The following is a 15834-nucleotide window of genomic DNA, read 5'->3' as shown; positions in this document are numbered from 1 at the left end:
AAATTCAGGATTGGGTCGGCAACCACAAACGAAAGCGCGCGCCACCCAGCGGCGACAGTTCGACGGTCAGTGTGCCGCCCTGCGCTTCCAGTGCCCGACGGCTGATCGCCAGCCCCAGGCCGAACCCGCCCGTCGCCCGGTCCCGACTTCGGTCCAGTCGATAAAACGGCTCAAAGACCCGCTCGCGCTCGTCATCAGGAATGCCGATGCCGTCGTCATCGACCCAGATTTCACAGCCCTTGGTACAGACCTGAACGCCAATTTGAATGCGTTTTTCGCAATAGCGCATGGCATTGCGCAGCAGGTTCTGAATTGCGCGAGCGGTCAGGCGCGGGTCGAGCGTGAAGCGTTCGAGCTGGCCTTGAAGCAGGACGTCTATCACGATGTGCGGCGACTCCAGTTCTTCATCGACGCTCCCCAGGATGCTGTCGATAAACTCGTCCAGCGACACTTCAACCCGCTCTGGCAGGCGAGCCGGGTTTTGCAGGCGGCTGTAGGAAAGTAACTCCAACACCAATTCATCGAGTTCGCGGATGTGTGCCACCAGGCCTTGCAAGCGCTCGCGGCTGGCGGCGGGCAAGTCGTCGGACAGCGCCAGCGCCAGGCCAAAATCCAGGCGGGTCAGCGGCGTGCGCAGTTCGTGGGAGACCGCGTTGAGCAAGTCGCGCTGCTGGTTGAGCAGGCTTTCGATGTCGCCGGCCATGGTGTCGAAGACATTGGCCAGGCTGCCGATGTTGGAGTGTCGGGAAATCAGTGTGCGTTCGCTCAGGTGGCCTTTGCCGAAACGTTCGGCGGTGCCTTTGAGGCGTTCCAGATCGCGCCAGTGCGGACGCAACCATAGCAACAGGCACGCCAGCATGGTTGCCCCGATCAGAACGTTGATGCTCCAGTACAGCAAGCTGACGTCCATCGGGTCCGGCGGCACGATCATTTGCACCACTGTCTGCTCGTTCAGGGGGGCCACGGCGAGCGTGCGCCAGCCCCAGTCGCCGATGCGCACCACGTTCTCGCCGCGCTGCAGGCGTTCGCGCTCAAACAGGGTAAATTCGGGATCATCATTGCGTGTCAGAACGATGTGCAGCGGGGCAAACTCCTTGTCCATCTCGACCGCCAAGGCCGGCCACTGCGCGTCGGGCACCGCATGGAACTGTTTGACGATGAGGGTCTGCAAACCTCGCGAATAGTCGAGGTTGTAGGTGATAAAGCGTTCATGGAAGACCTTGACCACGATATCTGGCACCAGATAGATCGCCGCGCTGAAGGAGACGATGGTTACCAGGTACAGGCGAAACAGAATTCTGAACATCGTTTCAGCATTCCCACTCGGAACGGCTGAACAGATAACCCTTGCCCCAGACAGTCTTGATCTTGCGCGCCTCGCCGGCGTGGTCGTCGAATTTGCGCCGCAACTTGGAAATCGCCACGTCCACCGAACGGTCTGTGCCGTTGAATTCGATACCGCGCAAACGCTGCAGGATCTGGTCGCGGCTCAGCACTTCGCCAGCATGCCGGGCCAGCACCACCAGCAGGTTGTACTCGCCGCTGGACAGTTCAACCAATTGCTCGCGCCAGGTCACGGTGCGCTCGGACAGGTCAATGCACAGGTTGCCCATGAGGATGCGGTCGTTGGCGGTTTGTGGATCGGCAAGGCTGCTGCGGCGCAGCAATGTACGCACCCGGGCCAGCAAAACCCGGGGCTCGCAGGGCTTGGTGACGTAGTCGTCGGCGCCCATTTCCAGGCCCAGCACCTGATCGTGACTGTCGTCGCGGGCGGTGAGCATGAGGATCGGCAGCGTGGCCGAATCCGCCCGCAGCAAGCGGCAGACTTGCAGGCCATCGAGGCCCGGCAACATCAAGTCGAGGATCACCAGGTCCGGCGGATTGACCCGCGCGCGCTCACGTACGTGGTCGCCACGACTGATCACACTGACCGAGTAGCCGTTGCGTTCCAGGTAGCTGGCAATCAGTTCGGAGAGGGCGGTGTCGTCTTCGACCAGGAGGATGTTGGGCATGGGTGTTTCCAGAAAGTGCAGTGGCTACTGTTAAGGCCTCATCGCGGGCAAGCCCGCGATGACGGCGTAACAGTCGCAAAAAATATCAAGTCGCCAAGGATATACGCCCTCACGCCCGCCCGAGCAAAACCCTTACACAATTTCACACAGCACCAACAAAGCTTCACCGCTACCCTCGTCGGCGCCCCGTAGGATGCGGGTGGTCATTATTGGGGTATTTCCATGTCAAAGAATCTGTTTGCCACGCTCGGCGTGTTTGCGCTGGCGCTGACGCTGAGCGCCTGCGACAAGTCCTCCAACGCCGAAGAACAGGCGCCGCTGGCCACCGTGCGGATCGAAACCATCGAAGCCCGGCCGTTGTCGATCACCAGCGAATTGAGCGGGCGGATTGCCGCGCCACGGATTGCCGAAGTCCGTGCCCGAGTCGCCGGCGTCGTGTTGCAACGCACCTTCAATGAAGGCAGCGATGTGAAAAAAGGCGACGTGTTGTTTCGCATTGATCCCGCACCGTTCAAGGCCGACCTGGACAGCGCCGAAGCGGCATTGCGCAAGGCCGAGGCCAACGCCTTCCAGGCCCGGCTGCAAGAGCAGCGGTATGCACAATTGATCGAAGGCAACGCCATCAGCGGCCAGGACTACGACAACGCCCGCGCCAGCGTCCGGCAAACCGCGGCCGACGTGGCCGCCAACAAAGCCGCCGTGGAACGGGCGAAACTGAACCTCGGCTACGCCACCGTCACCGCGCCGATTTCCGGGCGGGTCGGCCGCGCACTGGTGACCGAGGGCGCCCTGGTCGGCCAGAACGAAACCACGCCAATGGCGCTGATTCAGCAGCTAAACCCTATTCATGCCGACCTGACCCAGTCGACCCGCGAACTCAACGACCTGCGCCGGGCCTTCCGCTCCGGCCAGTTGCAGCAAGTCGGACAGGGCCAGGCCAGAGCGACATTGATCCAGGACGACGGCAGTCTCTATCCGCTGCCGGGCAAGCTGTTGTTCACCGACATTACCGTGGACCCGGGCACGGGCCAGATCATCTTGCGCAGCGAGTTTCCCAACCCGGACCTCGATTTGCTGCCGGGCAGTTTTGTGCGTGTGCGCCTGGAGCAGGCGGTGAACCAACAAGGCATCAGCGTGCCGCAACGGGCGATCCAGCGTGACAGCGCCGGTATTGCTCAAGTGTGGCTACTCGACGCCGAGCAACGCGTGGGTCTGCAACCGGTTGAACTGGGCGCGGTGCAGAACGATCGCTGGATCGTCACCGGAGGTCTCAAGCCCGGCGACCGCATCGTCATCGAAGGCCTGCAACACGCGCGCCCCGGCGAGCAAGTCCAGATCGACAACACCCCTCTTCCACTTGCCCAGGTTTCTGGTCAGTAAGCAGGACGCTTTTTTATGCCGCAGTTCTTTATCGATCGCCCGGTGTTCGCCTGGGTGGTTGCCCTGTTCATCCTGTTGGCCGGTGCGCTGGCCATTCCGCAGTTGCCGGTGGCGCAGTACCCCGACGTCGCGCCACCGCAAATCGAAATCTATGCCACGTACCCGGGTGCCTCGGCGCAAACCGTGGACGAAAGCGTGGTCAGCCTGATCGAGGAGGAGCTCAACGGCGCTGATCACCTGCTGTATTTCGAATCCCAGAGCAGTCTCGGCAGCGCCACGATCAAGGCGACCTTTCAACCGGGCACCGATCCGGAAATGGCTCAGGTCGATGTGCAAAACCGCCTGAAAGTCGTGGAATCACGTCTGCCGCAAGCGGTAAACCAGCAAGGTTTGCAGGTGGAGAAAGTCTCCGCCGGTTTCCTGTTGCTGATCACCCTTACTTCCAGCGACGGCAAGCTCGACGACGTGGCGCTCAGCGATTACCTGGCGCGTAACGTGATGAACGAGATCAAGCGTCTGGACGGTGTCGGCAAGGCTCAGTTGTATGGTGCCGAACGGGCGATGCGCATCTGGATCGATCCGCAGAAACTGATCGGCTTCAACTTGACTCCAGCCGATGTCAACGCTGCCATCGTGGCGCAGAACGCTCAGGTATCGGCCGGCAGTATCGGCGACTTGCCGACCCGCGCCACCCAGGAAATCACCGCGACCATTCTGGTCAAAGGCCAATTGTCGACACCGCAAGAGTTCGCCGACATCGTCCTCAAGGCCAATCCCGACGGCTCCACCGTGCGCATCGGCGATGTGGCACGGGTCGAGATCGGCAGCCAGGACTACAACTTCTCCACCCGCCTGAACGGCAAACCGTCGACCGCCGTCAGCGTGCAATTGGCACCGGGGGCCAATGCCCTGAGCACGGCAACGCTGGTGCGGGCGAAGATGGATGAACTGTCGCGCTATTTCCCGGCCGGGGTGGAATACAAGATCCCGTACGACACTTCGCCTTTCGTCAAAGTCTCGATCACCAAAGTGGTCTACACCCTCGGCGAAGCGATGTTGCTGGTGTTTGCGGTGATGTTCCTGTTCCTGCAAAACATCCGCTACACACTGATCCCGACCCTGGTGGTGCCGGTCGCGTTGATGGGCACGTTTGCGACCATGCTGGCGCTGGGTTTCTCGATCAACGTGCTGACTATGTTCGGCATGGTGCTGGCCATCGGCATTCTGGTGGACGATGCCATTGTGGTGGTGGAAAACGTCGAGCGGATCATGGCCACCGAGGGCCTGTCACCCAAGGAAGCGACGCGCAAGGCAATGACACAGATCACCGGCGCAATTATCGGCATTACGCTGGTGCTGGTGGCGGTGTTTATTCCGATGGCGTTCATGCAAGGCTCGGTCGGGGTGATTTACCAGCAGTTCTCGTTGTCGATGGCCACGTCGATTTTGTTCTCCGCGTTCCTTGCGCTGACGTTGACCCCGGCGCTGTGTGCGACGTTGCTCAAGCCGATTGCCAAGGGTGAGCATCACGAAAAGACCGGCTTCTTCGGTGGGTTCAATCGTGGCTTCGAACGGTTGACCGAACGTTATCAAGGCTGGGTCGCCTATGCGTTGAAACGCACCGGTCGATACCTGCTGATCTATGGCGTGTTGCTGATCGGTCTGGGCGTTTGTTTCAGTCGTTTGCCCTCCTCGTTCCTGCCGGTTGAAGACCAGGGGTACACCATCACCGACATTCAATTGCCGCCGGGCGCGAGCAAGAACCGGACGGTGCAGGTTGTTGAGCAGATTGAAGCGCATAACGCCACGGAACCGGGCATTGGCGACAGCACGATCATTCTCGGCTTCAGTTTTTCTGGTAGCGGGCAGAACGCGGCGCTGGCGTTTTCCACGCTCAAGGATTGGTCTGAACGCAGCAGTGACGACTCGGCGACTTCGATTGCCGACCGGGCCAATATCGCGTTGAGCCAGATCAAGGACGCCGTGGCTTTTTCGGTGCTGCCACCACCGGTTGACGGCCTGGGCACCTCCAGCGGTTTCGAGTTCCGCTTGCAGGACCGTGGCGGTCTCGGCCACACCACACTGATGCAGGCGCGCAGTGAATTGCTCGCCGCCGCCGAGAAAAGTCCGATCCTGATGAACGTGCGTGAAAGCGCTCTGGCTGAAGCGCCGCAGGTGCAACTGGAAGTCGACCGCAAACAGGCCAACGCACTGGGCGTGTCCTTTGCTGACATCGGCAACCTGCTGTCCACCGCCGTCGGCTCGGCCTACATCAATGACTTCCCCAACCAGGGCCGAATGCAACGGGTGGTGGTTCAGGCTGAAGGCGATCAGCGCAGCCAAGTGGCTGATCTGCTGAAAATGCACGTGCGCAACGACGCCGGAAAAATGGTGCCGCTGTCGGCCTTCGTCCAGGCCAAATGGACCCAGGGCCCGGCGCAACTGACTCGCTACAACGGTTACCCGGCGGTGGCCATTTCCGGCGAACCGGCGCCGGGCCACAGTACCGGCGAAGCCATGGCTGAAATCGAGCGGCTGGTGGCACAAGGGCCGGCGGGATTGGGTCAGGAATGGACAGGGTTGTCATTGCAGGAACGTTTGTCCGGCAGCCAGGCGCCCATTCTGCTTGGGCTGTCGCTGCTGATCGTGTTCCTGTGCCTGGCGGCGCTATACGAGAGCTGGTCAATTCCGACGTCGGTATTGTTGGTGGTGCCGCTGGGCGTGCTCGGCGCGGTATTGGCGGTGACCTTTCGCGGCATGCCCAACGATGTGTTCTTCAAGGTGGGGTTGATTACCATCATCGGCCTGTCGGCGAAAAACGCGATTCTGATCATCGAGTTCGCCAAGAGCCTGTACGACGAAGGCCATGACCTGGTCGACGCCACGTTGCAAGCGGCGCGGTTGCGTCTGCGGCCGATCGTCATGACGTCGCTGGCGTTTATTCTCGGTGTGGTGCCGCTGGCGATTGCCACGGGAGCCAGCTCGGCAAGCCAGCAAGCGATCGGTACCGGGGTGATTGGCGGGATGATCACGGCGACGCTGGCGGTGGTGTTCGTGCCGGTGTTTTTTGTGGTGGTGATGAAGTTAGTGAAAGGACGTACATGACACGCCTGTAATGGATATTACGACATTAAAAAAACGATTTAATATCTGCCATATTTGACAGTATCGAACAAAACCAATCTTTAATCTGGCTCCTGTCTCGCACGAAGACACCCCCGTCTTATCGAATCGGGAGTCAGTCATGAAAAGACAGTCCAATTGCCAGGGCGACGTGCATCGTCAATGATGGCTCGACCATCACGATTGAAAACGGCCGGTTCTCGATCACCAACTGAATACCCACCTGACTCGTGCCAGCCCTTTTGATCCCCCCAAAAGACCGGGTGCCTGTAAAAGCGCATTGACCTGGGCTATGGTGCTGAAAAGCCCTGAAGCATCGAGCCTCCATGCCCTTCCTCACCCACACCCACCCTCGCCTGTCCGCCGCTACTACGCTCGGCATCGCTGTTGGCATTCTGGTGCCGGCCGATTCGATCATCAGCAAAATCCTCATTGGCTGGAATGTCGCGGTCTGGACCTACCTGATCCTGATGGTTTGGCTCGCCGCCCGCACCCAGTCGCCAGACGTCAAGCGCATTGCCGAGATCGAAGACGAGAACGCCGGGTTGGTGCTGTTCGTGGTGTGCATCGCCGCCATTGCCAGCCTGGCTGCCATTACTTTCGAACTGTCCGGCAACAAGGAAACCACTCACAAGCTGCTGCATTATGCTTTCACCGCAATGACCGTGATCGGTTCATGGCTGCTGATCGGGGTGATTTTCTGCCTGCATTACGCCCGCCTGTTCTACACCTGGAGCGGCAAAGGCCTGGCGCTGCGCTTCGCTGAAGGCCTGGAAAACCCCAATTACTGGGACTTCCTGTATTTCTCGTTCACCATCAGCGCGGCGGTGCAGACCTCCGATGTCGGCGTGGCCACGCGAGAGCTGCGCAAGATCGTGTTGGCGCAGTCGCTGATCGGTTTTCTGTTCAACACGGCGATTCTCGGGTTCTCGATCAACATTGCCGCGGGACTGTTCAACTGATCCGCGCACAAACGTTCTAGTCAGCCTCCTTGGTGCGGGCGTTAAATACGTCGGCAATCCGCCCCACAGGTGCCGCATGAATTCTCACAACTGGATCGACCTGGCCCAGGATGCCGACACCGGCATCGAGACCTTGCGTGCGCATTTCGAGGGCCATGCCTACGATCCGCATTGGCATGACAGCTATCTGGTGGGTGTCACCGAGCAAGGGGTTCAGCAATTCAACTGCCGGCGGGCGAAGCATCAGAGCACGCCGGGCAAGGTGTTTTTGCTTGAACCGGGTGATATCCACGACGGTGAAGCACCGACCGAGGAAGGTTTCACCTATCGCATGCTCTACCTCGACCCGCAGTGGCTTGAGCGCGAACTCAGTGCGGTCTTCGAAAATGCCCCCGACAACAGTCAATTGAGTTTCGCCAATACCCTGGCCAGTGATCCGCGACTGGCCCGCGCCACTAGCCTGGCCTTCCAGACCCTGCATGGCGGCGAACTGAAGATCGTGCGCCAGACTGCCCTCGACGGTTTGCTCGAACGCCTGACCAGCCACCTGCACTGGCGCACCCGCTATGGCGAGGATCCACGCCTGCCGCTGGTCGCGCAAAAAGCCCGGGAGTACTTGCACGCCAATGCCCAAGATGACATTGGTCTCGATCAACTGGCCGCCAGCACTGGCGTTGATCGTTTTCGTCTGACTCGCGCGTTCAAGGCTGCTTATGGCTTGGCACCCCACGCCTATCTGGTGCAATTGCGCCTGTCAAAGGCCCGGCGGATGCTTGCTAGCGGCTTGCAACCGGTGGCGGTGGCAATGGCATTGGGATTTGCCGACCAGAGTCATCTGGGCCGCTGGTTTGTTCGGGCGTATGGATTGACGCCCGCAATGTACCGCAAGCGCTGCTCAAATCTTCCAGACGCGTGACCTAATGCTTGTGAAGATCGACGCATCGATCATTCACGGGAGTTCAAAGTCATGTTTTCCACCTTCCCCACCCTGGTGCCGTTTTTACTGTTTGCGTTTGTCGCGTCTATTACACCGGGACCGACCAACATTTTAGTGCTGAGCAATAGTGTCCGTTATGGATTCAAGGCGTCGTTGCCAATCATCTTTGGTGCATGCTCTAGCGCAGCGCTCATCGTTCTACTGATGGGGTGTGGGTTTGGCGAGTCCTTGAGCCGGGTTCCACTTTTGCAAATGGCTATGCAGTGGATTGGCGTTGCATGGCTCAGTTATCTGGCCTGGCAGATTTTTCACTCACCGTCCGAAACATTCGATACTAGCGTCCACAGCAACCACCCGCGAACAAGTTTTTGGTCCGCAGTGGGCCTGCAATGGATTAATGCGAAAGCCTGGACAATGGCCATGGCGGTCGTCAGCGTATTTGCCGGCAGCGGTCCTGACCGTTTTAATCACGTCATATGTTTGAGTCTGGTGTTTTTTTTGGTGGCCCTGCCTTGCCTGAGCACTTGGGCGCTCCTGGGCTCGGGAATGGCGCAACTAGCTCATTCTACAAAAACGACACGCAGCTTCTATCGAATCATGGGTTTGTTGTTATTTGGTTCAACATGCTTGAGCGCATGGGTCGTCTAATTCAATTTACTGCCTTATAGCGTTAATATTTAAAATGCAGTGGCGATATACAAAAACACGAAAAATCAATATCAACCACATCAAAGCCCACTTTGTAAACTGTCAGAGTTGACAGTTTACAAAGCCACTTCGATAGAGGTTTCATAGAGTATCCCGACAGTCTTCCTCAGATAACGGGATACCCTCTTGCCATGACAGTGGAGATCGCATTGATGAGTATCTTGAAAAATAGTATTAAACAATCCGTGGCTGCCGGCTCCTGCATCGGAACAATTGGTTCGGGTGTACCATTTAACGCAGGTTTGGTGGAGTTATCGGAAGGAACCTTCCCATTACCACATGGCGAAGCTCACGTTATGTTTGCCAGGCAGCGAGCCCCTTCGCCGGATTATTCGACAAAAGAAATTAAATTATCATTTTCCAAGGGCCTTGCAGCCGGGCGTTACAATCTGACGCGAGGTGCGTCTGAGGCACGCATTACCTATTTAGACAACACTAATCCGGACAATCCGGTCATTTACACCCAAAACGCCGGTACCGCGCAATTGGAGTATGAAAACGGAGTTTTTTCCGGAGAAGTAAGTGTGCTTGTTGAAAATAACGACGATGACCAACCGAGAACGCTAAATATTTTGATCACGTTCTCGGCCAGCCGAAATACAGTTCGATCCAACCGTCGCCGTGCAGCGTTAGTAGCGGCTTGATAAAGGAAATCCATCATACCGGGTGCAAACAAACCGACGATGTCCCAACAAACGCTCCGACGTGTTCGGGGCGGTTGTTTTTTACTGAAAATAGCCGGTTTTTTTATCCAGACCGGAAACAGACGGGCCAGGCTGCGTGATTATCATAGACGTAAGTCATAACGAAAAATGCTCCGCATTTTTCAATACGGAGCATTTTTTAATTGTCAAACAGACAGCCAGGTTTTTACACAGTCCATACAGTTTGATTTTTATTAATCGTCTATCTGGCTTTATTTACCACGCATAACGGAATCCGATGTTGATCCCGAAAGGCTGCTCAAAGTTTCGTCCGGTGCTGTAATCGAAATCCGCATGCATATTTAACTGCTTGGTCATGGCGACCGCCACACCGGCCCCCAACTCAAGTCGATTGCCAGAAAGATCATTGTTAAAGACATTATTGTTCACTTGGACTTCATTATTTTTTGCGAATTCGTGGGCCCACGCAGCACGAAGATAAGGTTGCACCACACTTCCTTGTTCCATTGCAATATTTTTACCCGCAGTCAGCCCCACTTTGCCCAGCAAGGAACGGGTGGGATCCCCTTCAGCTTGCAAATCGTTGTCCAGAGAATAATCCTTTCCTTCAATGACTACGGCCGACCATTGAGTAAATGGCTCAAGGAAATTACCGTTGGCGAATTCAATATGTCGGCCGAACTCGACGGAACCGCCAAAGCCTGTATTGTCATAATTGCCCTGTGCCCGGGCCCCATCGCTCAAGCCGACTTTCGCGTCGTTTCGAAACCTGTTGGCCTTCAGGACGCCATCGAAGTAGTAACCGCTTTTTGCGTCCAGCCAAGTGGTGTAAGTACCGAGGTAGTAACTGCTCACAGTTCCCGATGTGCCAGCGTCCAGATTCAGGTCGGATTTGCTATGACCTGCCATCACACCCACTAACCATTGACCATCGCCCACCGGCAGCGGCGCATCGGCGCCCAAGGTGAAACCTTGTTGGGTTTGTTGGTAGCCAACCCCGGAGCCATCGGCAATGTTGTACTTGTTGCCATAGGCACGAATCCAGCCTCCCGATTGACCGCCATTGAAGCGCAACTCACCCATTCGAGTCCGTAACGAGGTCAGTTCACCATACCAAGAGGGCAACGCGGTGTTGAACAACGCAAGCACCGAACGGGCGCCAGGACTGACGGTGCGGTTGGTCGGGTCCAGAATCCAGTCGTCACCATTTTTCGCCAGGCTGTAGGAAAACGCCCCAAGGTCTACGGCCTTGTCGATGAAGAACTGCGCATCCCCTCCTGCTGTATGGACAACTCGAATGGGTTCACCTGCCGCCGGATCGACCCCACTGCTGGAAATCAACAGTTCATGCGTGCCCGTCGCGTTCCCCGTTACATTCAGCAGATCGGTCTGACCGGTGCTGAAATCTGTACCCATCACAAACCGGCCATTGCCCGAAAGGTTGGTGACATTCAATTGAAAGAAAGAATCGGCAGGCCCCATCACTACCGTACCGCCGTTGAGGGTCAAGTTGTTGACCTGACTGTCACCCACCAACACCCACTGGGAGCTGTCATTGATGGTTGTATTGGCGACATTTTCCAGACGCCCAGTCAATACCGAGTTGTTCTGCAAGGTCAGTTGAGTCGTGCTGCCCTGTTCCGTCACGATATTGCCATTCAATGTGCTGCCGTTCACCGTCATGGACGTATTGGCGCCGCCTCTGACATCGAGCAGTGTGTCGTTCCCCGCTAACAGCTGCGAATTACTCACCGTGATAGTTGCAGTTGTCGCACCAGCGTTGGCGAAATTCACCAGGATCGCCGAACCGGTTTTACCCTGGACAAGGGTGTTTTCGAGTTGCAGCGCAGCAGGTTGCACGACGTTAGGGTCGAGGTTGATGAGCACGCCGTTTTGCCCCCCGATAATGTTGCTGCCCGTGGCTGTAGCCTGCCCACTCAGTAAACGAAGCCCGTAACTTGTAATGGCGGTTCCTTGTACGGTTGAATTAACAAGGCCGAGTTTGGAGAACGCACTGGCCAGAACGCCCCCCGTAACACCGCTGATGGTGCTACCGGTGACGGCCACGTTGGAGCCGGTTTGGGTGCTGACATTGCGTACCGCCTGCAACCCCACGCTATTACCCGTAATCGTACTGTTGTCGATTGTGCCGGTGCTGTTGCTGAGTAAAACAGCGGCCAAACCACTGACGCCGGATACCGTTGCGCCGCTCAGATTAACGACAGAATTATTGCGCACCGAAATCTGTTGGGTATTGCTGCCCGAGTTAACATTGAGTGTTGAATTGTCAGAAATAATGCCAAGCGTTTGCGCGCCATTGACCGTCAATGTTGCATTCTGGCTGAGGTTCCAGCTTTCAGGCGTACCGCCATTGATCGTCACATTCCCGCCCACGACAGGAGCGGCTGTAGCAAACGACATGAAAACCACAGGAAGTGTTGTAATCAACCAAGACCACTGCGTTGCTTGTTCAGGGAGGAATGATGCTTTGTCGCGCATAGTAGACACCTGCCTTGATAAACTGGAAAGCTGGTACTGAGTCACCAACTTATTGGGGGGCGCTAGGCTATATGGAGGCGGCTCAACGATCTGTAGGATTTATCCTTTTATTGCCAGGATTAAGTCCGTTAGAATTCTCTCTATCCGTAAAAATTACGGCATGGCAACGCGAACCGCGAGTGATGTGCTTCCACTCGCGGCCCTGCGTATGTCTTTGTTACCCAGGTTTATGGATTCGCTTCTTCGCAGTATTGCCCTTCACTATTAGTCAACAGTACGCGGTGAACGGCCGGCAAAGAATCAGGCGTCACACCACCACCAGAAAGTGTAATAGTGTAAGTCAACTTGCCATCGGCGCGATTCGCCGGTCTGAAGTGGGTATTATAATCACCGATTTCTATGTCAACACCGTCATCAGGATATACACCCGAAATAACATGATCGACGGTGACTTCAGTCCCTGGGATCAGAACTGGTGGTGAGTCAGCAGTATAGGCCGCCCACTTCAACGTAATAGTTTCACCGTCAACCGTATAGGCACTTTTCGGTACATTCACCATCAGGTTTCGCCGGAGCGTTCCGTCACCGCCAAAGTTCAATGTCGGGCAGCCAATCCGTCGCAGCGGACCTGCAAGGCCCAAAACCAAAGGCATCGGTGTTTCAATCAAATTGGCCTGAACATCGATATCCTTGGGAGGAGACCCCATCGAGTTGGGTCCCGTTAGCGTATACAGCACCCAATGTAGAATTTTTGTTCCGTTTGAGTGGCCGAGTATTGTTGCCCATGGCAACGTTGTTTGAAGGGTTGTGCCTTCCTGCCCATTTGTTAACTCAAGGGTGTCTATTCGTTCATTGTCATAATAGACATCAATTAAAATTCCTTCTTCCGTGGCGGGCGCGTCATAAAGATCAATGAAAATGGTGGCATCTTCACCATAATCTTCATCAAGAATTTGATCGACGTTTCCGTTTGCCGACTCCAGCCTCGGAGCATCAAGTAAAATATTGACAGGATCCGGTTCACCGGGATTGATCGGACCTGGATAAGAAATATCGACATTGATATTTATATCACTCTCTGCAATTTTACGAGCCCCTCTAAACATTTTATAGCTGATGTTCGTCACCACATCTCCATCAGTGACGCCATACACTTTTTTAATGACATCGAACTCAACGTCCCATACTAACGCAGTATTGATCCCTACTCTTTCCTCGCTAAGTTCCTCCGTGCCCCAAAAGGCGATAATCGTGTCCCCCGGCGCGTTGGATGTCGGTACTGTAATCTCAATTTGTACACCCACCCGGCAATCGGCGAGATCGATCCGGTCATCTCCACCAACACCACTTGCCAGCGGCACCAATGGCGGCAATATCGTGGTTGGATCACCAAGGAATTTTACTGTCCGTCTCGCCGGGTTTGATCGTTTGCTCCGATTCGTCGCCAAATCGGTCACGGTATAAACCATCGTATTTACGCCCTCTTCGGAGCCTGAAAATTTATCGATCGGAATAGTGACCGAAAAATTCGAAGGCAATGGACCTTCGAATGCAGGCAGGTCTCGATCGATATCTGGAGCCAGCCCCCAGTAAACCCTGATGTAATCGGTGTCTAACCAAGCGCTGTAAGACGCGGCCCGAATGAGTATCCCGGCCGGGTGCCTGTCGATAACCGTTTCATCGATAGGCACCCCTGGCCCGATGTCAGCAGGAAACGACGGTGCCCCGGGAGAACGGTCCGCTGCCGGGGTTTTCACTTTATAAGGAGGTGTAAAATCGATGGCAAACGTTGTCAGCTCGGAAGTCCCTTCATTCGTGGCACCGTACCAATAAACATATTGCACTTCGTATTCTGTAGGATCTTCAGGAGTGGCTGTTTCTACCAGGAAACTCACAGGGATTGTTCGTATCAGCGGCCATACTCGATTCGCCACCGGTCCCAGATCAAGGAAGGGTTCAATATCTTCCCAAGAGGGCTCGTCTTTACGACGAATCCTGAATTCGATCAAGTCATCCGGATCTTCAGGCTCTGAGGGCTGGGGAATGGAATATTCAAGAGGTGACCGTGCGTCAGCCACCGGTATGCGCAGGTCGGGCAATAGCGTTTGCGCAGTAATTGTAACAGCAGGTGGATCTGCAAGAATGCCGCCGATGCGCTGATGATTGTTTTGAAGCACCAGGGCTCTTGAAAGTGTGCCGCGTTCGACTTTAGCGTTCATTTACCGTCTCCATAGACCAACAATCGATAGCGCAACGCTCACACCATACAATGCGTTCAGTGCGCACCTGTTTTTTACTGCTTTATACACTTCGCCCTTTCATCAAGGTCCACAGGGAAGATCAGTTCCGGGTATGATTCTGTCTATTCTCACTAACCCCGCTGGAGCTCTTCCCTTTAATCTCCCCCCCCGATAAACACTGTATTTCACTATGGCCGACGATTTAATCATCATCGGCTTTATATGAACTTCATAGGGCAACACCACCACCGCGAAACTCTCTCGAAGTTCAGTGTCCGTCTGAATTGTTTTTGTGATTTTTTTATAAGTATTGGCAATAGGAGCACCGCTGCCGTTCAAACTATCGAACCCTTCCCACTCCACTTCAATTCGATCACCGATCGCGTATTCACTACCAAGAGGTGCAATTTCAACCGTCACACCACTCCATAAGGGTGGAACCGTTGAGCAATTCAAATATCCGTTTATCGTAGCATGGGGAAAGTGCGCTTCTACAAGGTCGTTTTTAATAGGTGCATGATCGATAGTCAGGTTACGACGAAAGGAATAAGAGTGATTATCAGCCGAATTAAGAAGTTCATACCACAACTCAGCGACGCCATCCCAACGTAAATACTCCGGCCCCAAATGAACAATAAACTCTGGCTGCAGATCCTGCGGGTAGTAGGTATTTACAATCGGAGCCAATACCTGACCTGCACGCTCAAAATACACCGTTAAAATATCGCGTTCACCGGGCTCGGTTGAAGGCTCAGGCCACAATGGAATCACGACATCAATGCCCGTTTGCAACAACTCCGAAGGGATATTGCCCTCCGGATCCACATCGGCGTCATAGACGCCGATGACTTTGGGTGTGTCGAAGATCAGTGGCGTGGCGGCTGGCATTTTTACCTCCGGCTAACTTCGAACTGTGAATTCATGTCTGGATAAATTAGGCGCCAAGTTAATACACTTGCCTACTGTCATATTTGACAGGTTCCAATACCGTTCGTCGGTTACCACTCACTTTTAATGTCACAGAACTTCAACCGTCGTTGAGGATTGGTGTTTTCCGAAAAGGGTTTCAGCGAGCTCACGCCTCCCGTGAAGCCTTCCAATAGACGGCGACCATCGAGAGTGTGGCAAAGTGCGTGTGAGTGTTTGTTCTAGCGGGGTGGGGGAATAAGGGACCGGTGCGTAACCTGGGTTTTTCGGAGCAGTTGGATGTTCGTAGGGCGGTCCTAGGGGGGGCGGTGAATGTTATGGCGTCTTCGCGGGCAAGCCCGCCCCCACAGCGGAATGCCGCACACCCTCGCTAGCGATGAG

The 15834-nt window shown here is 55.5% G+C and carries 11 protein-coding genes; 6 read left to right on the top strand and 5 right to left on the bottom strand.

Annotated features, from left to right (window positions below):
* Nucleotides 1-4: 4 nt before the first annotated feature.
* Nucleotides 5-1306: an ATP-binding protein gene (locus C7534_RS01990; protein ID WP_046027347.1), complete on the bottom strand. Its 1302-nt coding sequence runs from the start codon at nucleotides 1304-1306 to the stop codon at nucleotides 5-7.
* 4 nt (nucleotides 1307-1310) lie between these two features.
* A complete protein-coding gene (locus C7534_RS01985; RefSeq protein ID WP_109784784.1) occupies nucleotides 1311-2012 on the bottom strand; it encodes a response regulator transcription factor in 702 nt (233 codons plus the stop codon).
* 222 nt (nucleotides 2013-2234) lie between these two features.
* On the opposite strand from C7534_RS01985, the gene C7534_RS01980 reads away from it, so the two are divergent.
* From C7534_RS01980 to C7534_RS32240, 6 genes are all read left to right on the top strand, one after another.
* Entirely contained in the window at nucleotides 2235-3392 is a 1158-nt protein-coding gene (locus C7534_RS01980; protein WP_109784783.1) for an efflux RND transporter periplasmic adaptor subunit, read from the top strand.
* Between the two features lie 15 nt (nucleotides 3393-3407).
* Entirely contained in the window at nucleotides 3408-6497 is a 3090-nt protein-coding gene (locus tag C7534_RS01975; protein WP_109784782.1) for an efflux RND transporter permease subunit, read from the top strand.
* A gap of 344 nt (nucleotides 6498-6841) precedes the next feature.
* The gene (locus tag C7534_RS01965; RefSeq protein WP_109784780.1) at nucleotides 6842-7477 is read left to right on the top strand and encodes a DUF1345 domain-containing protein; all 636 of its coding nucleotides are present in this window, start codon (nucleotides 6842-6844) and stop codon (nucleotides 7475-7477) included.
* Nucleotides 7478-7553: 76 nt separating this feature from the next.
* The gene (locus C7534_RS01960; RefSeq protein ID WP_109784779.1) at nucleotides 7554-8393 is read left to right on the top strand and encodes an AraC family transcriptional regulator; all 840 of its coding nucleotides are present in this window, start codon (nucleotides 7554-7556) and stop codon (nucleotides 8391-8393) included.
* A 51-nt stretch (nucleotides 8394-8444) separates the two neighbouring features.
* A complete protein-coding gene (locus C7534_RS01955; protein ID WP_109784778.1) occupies nucleotides 8445-9062 on the top strand; it encodes a LysE family translocator in 618 nt (205 codons plus the stop codon).
* Nucleotides 9063-9274: 212 nt separating this feature from the next.
* Entirely contained in the window at nucleotides 9275-9766 is a 492-nt protein-coding gene (locus tag C7534_RS32240; protein WP_146206144.1) for a hypothetical protein, read from the top strand.
* 276 nt (nucleotides 9767-10042) lie between these two features.
* Here C7534_RS32240 and C7534_RS01950 read toward each other — a convergent pair whose 3' ends face one another.
* The 3 genes from C7534_RS01950 to C7534_RS01940 all read right to left on the bottom strand — a co-directional run bounded on the left by C7534_RS01950 (nucleotide 10043) and on the right by C7534_RS01940 (nucleotide 15414).
* Nucleotides 10043-12286 (bottom strand): autotransporter outer membrane beta-barrel domain-containing protein, encoded by a 2244-nt coding sequence (locus tag C7534_RS01950; RefSeq protein ID WP_109784777.1) that lies wholly within the window; start codon nucleotides 12284-12286, stop codon nucleotides 10043-10045.
* A 227-nt stretch (nucleotides 12287-12513) separates the two neighbouring features.
* The gene (locus tag C7534_RS01945; RefSeq protein ID WP_109784776.1) at nucleotides 12514-14505 is read right to left on the bottom strand and encodes a hypothetical protein; all 1992 of its coding nucleotides are present in this window, start codon (nucleotides 14503-14505) and stop codon (nucleotides 12514-12516) included.
* Nucleotides 14506-14607: 102 nt separating this feature from the next.
* Nucleotides 14608-15414, bottom strand: a complete 807-nt coding sequence (locus C7534_RS01940; RefSeq protein WP_109784775.1) for a hypothetical protein — start codon at nucleotides 15412-15414, stop codon at nucleotides 14608-14610.
* Nucleotides 15415-15834 lie beyond the last annotated feature (420 nt).

The organism is Pseudomonas sp. OV226, assembly GCF_003148705.1.
Lineage (GTDB): Bacteria > Pseudomonadota > Gammaproteobacteria > Pseudomonadales > Pseudomonadaceae > Aquipseudomonas.
The sequence above is the reverse complement of the archived record's forward strand: the minus strand, read 5'-3'. Positions and strand labels throughout refer to the sequence as shown.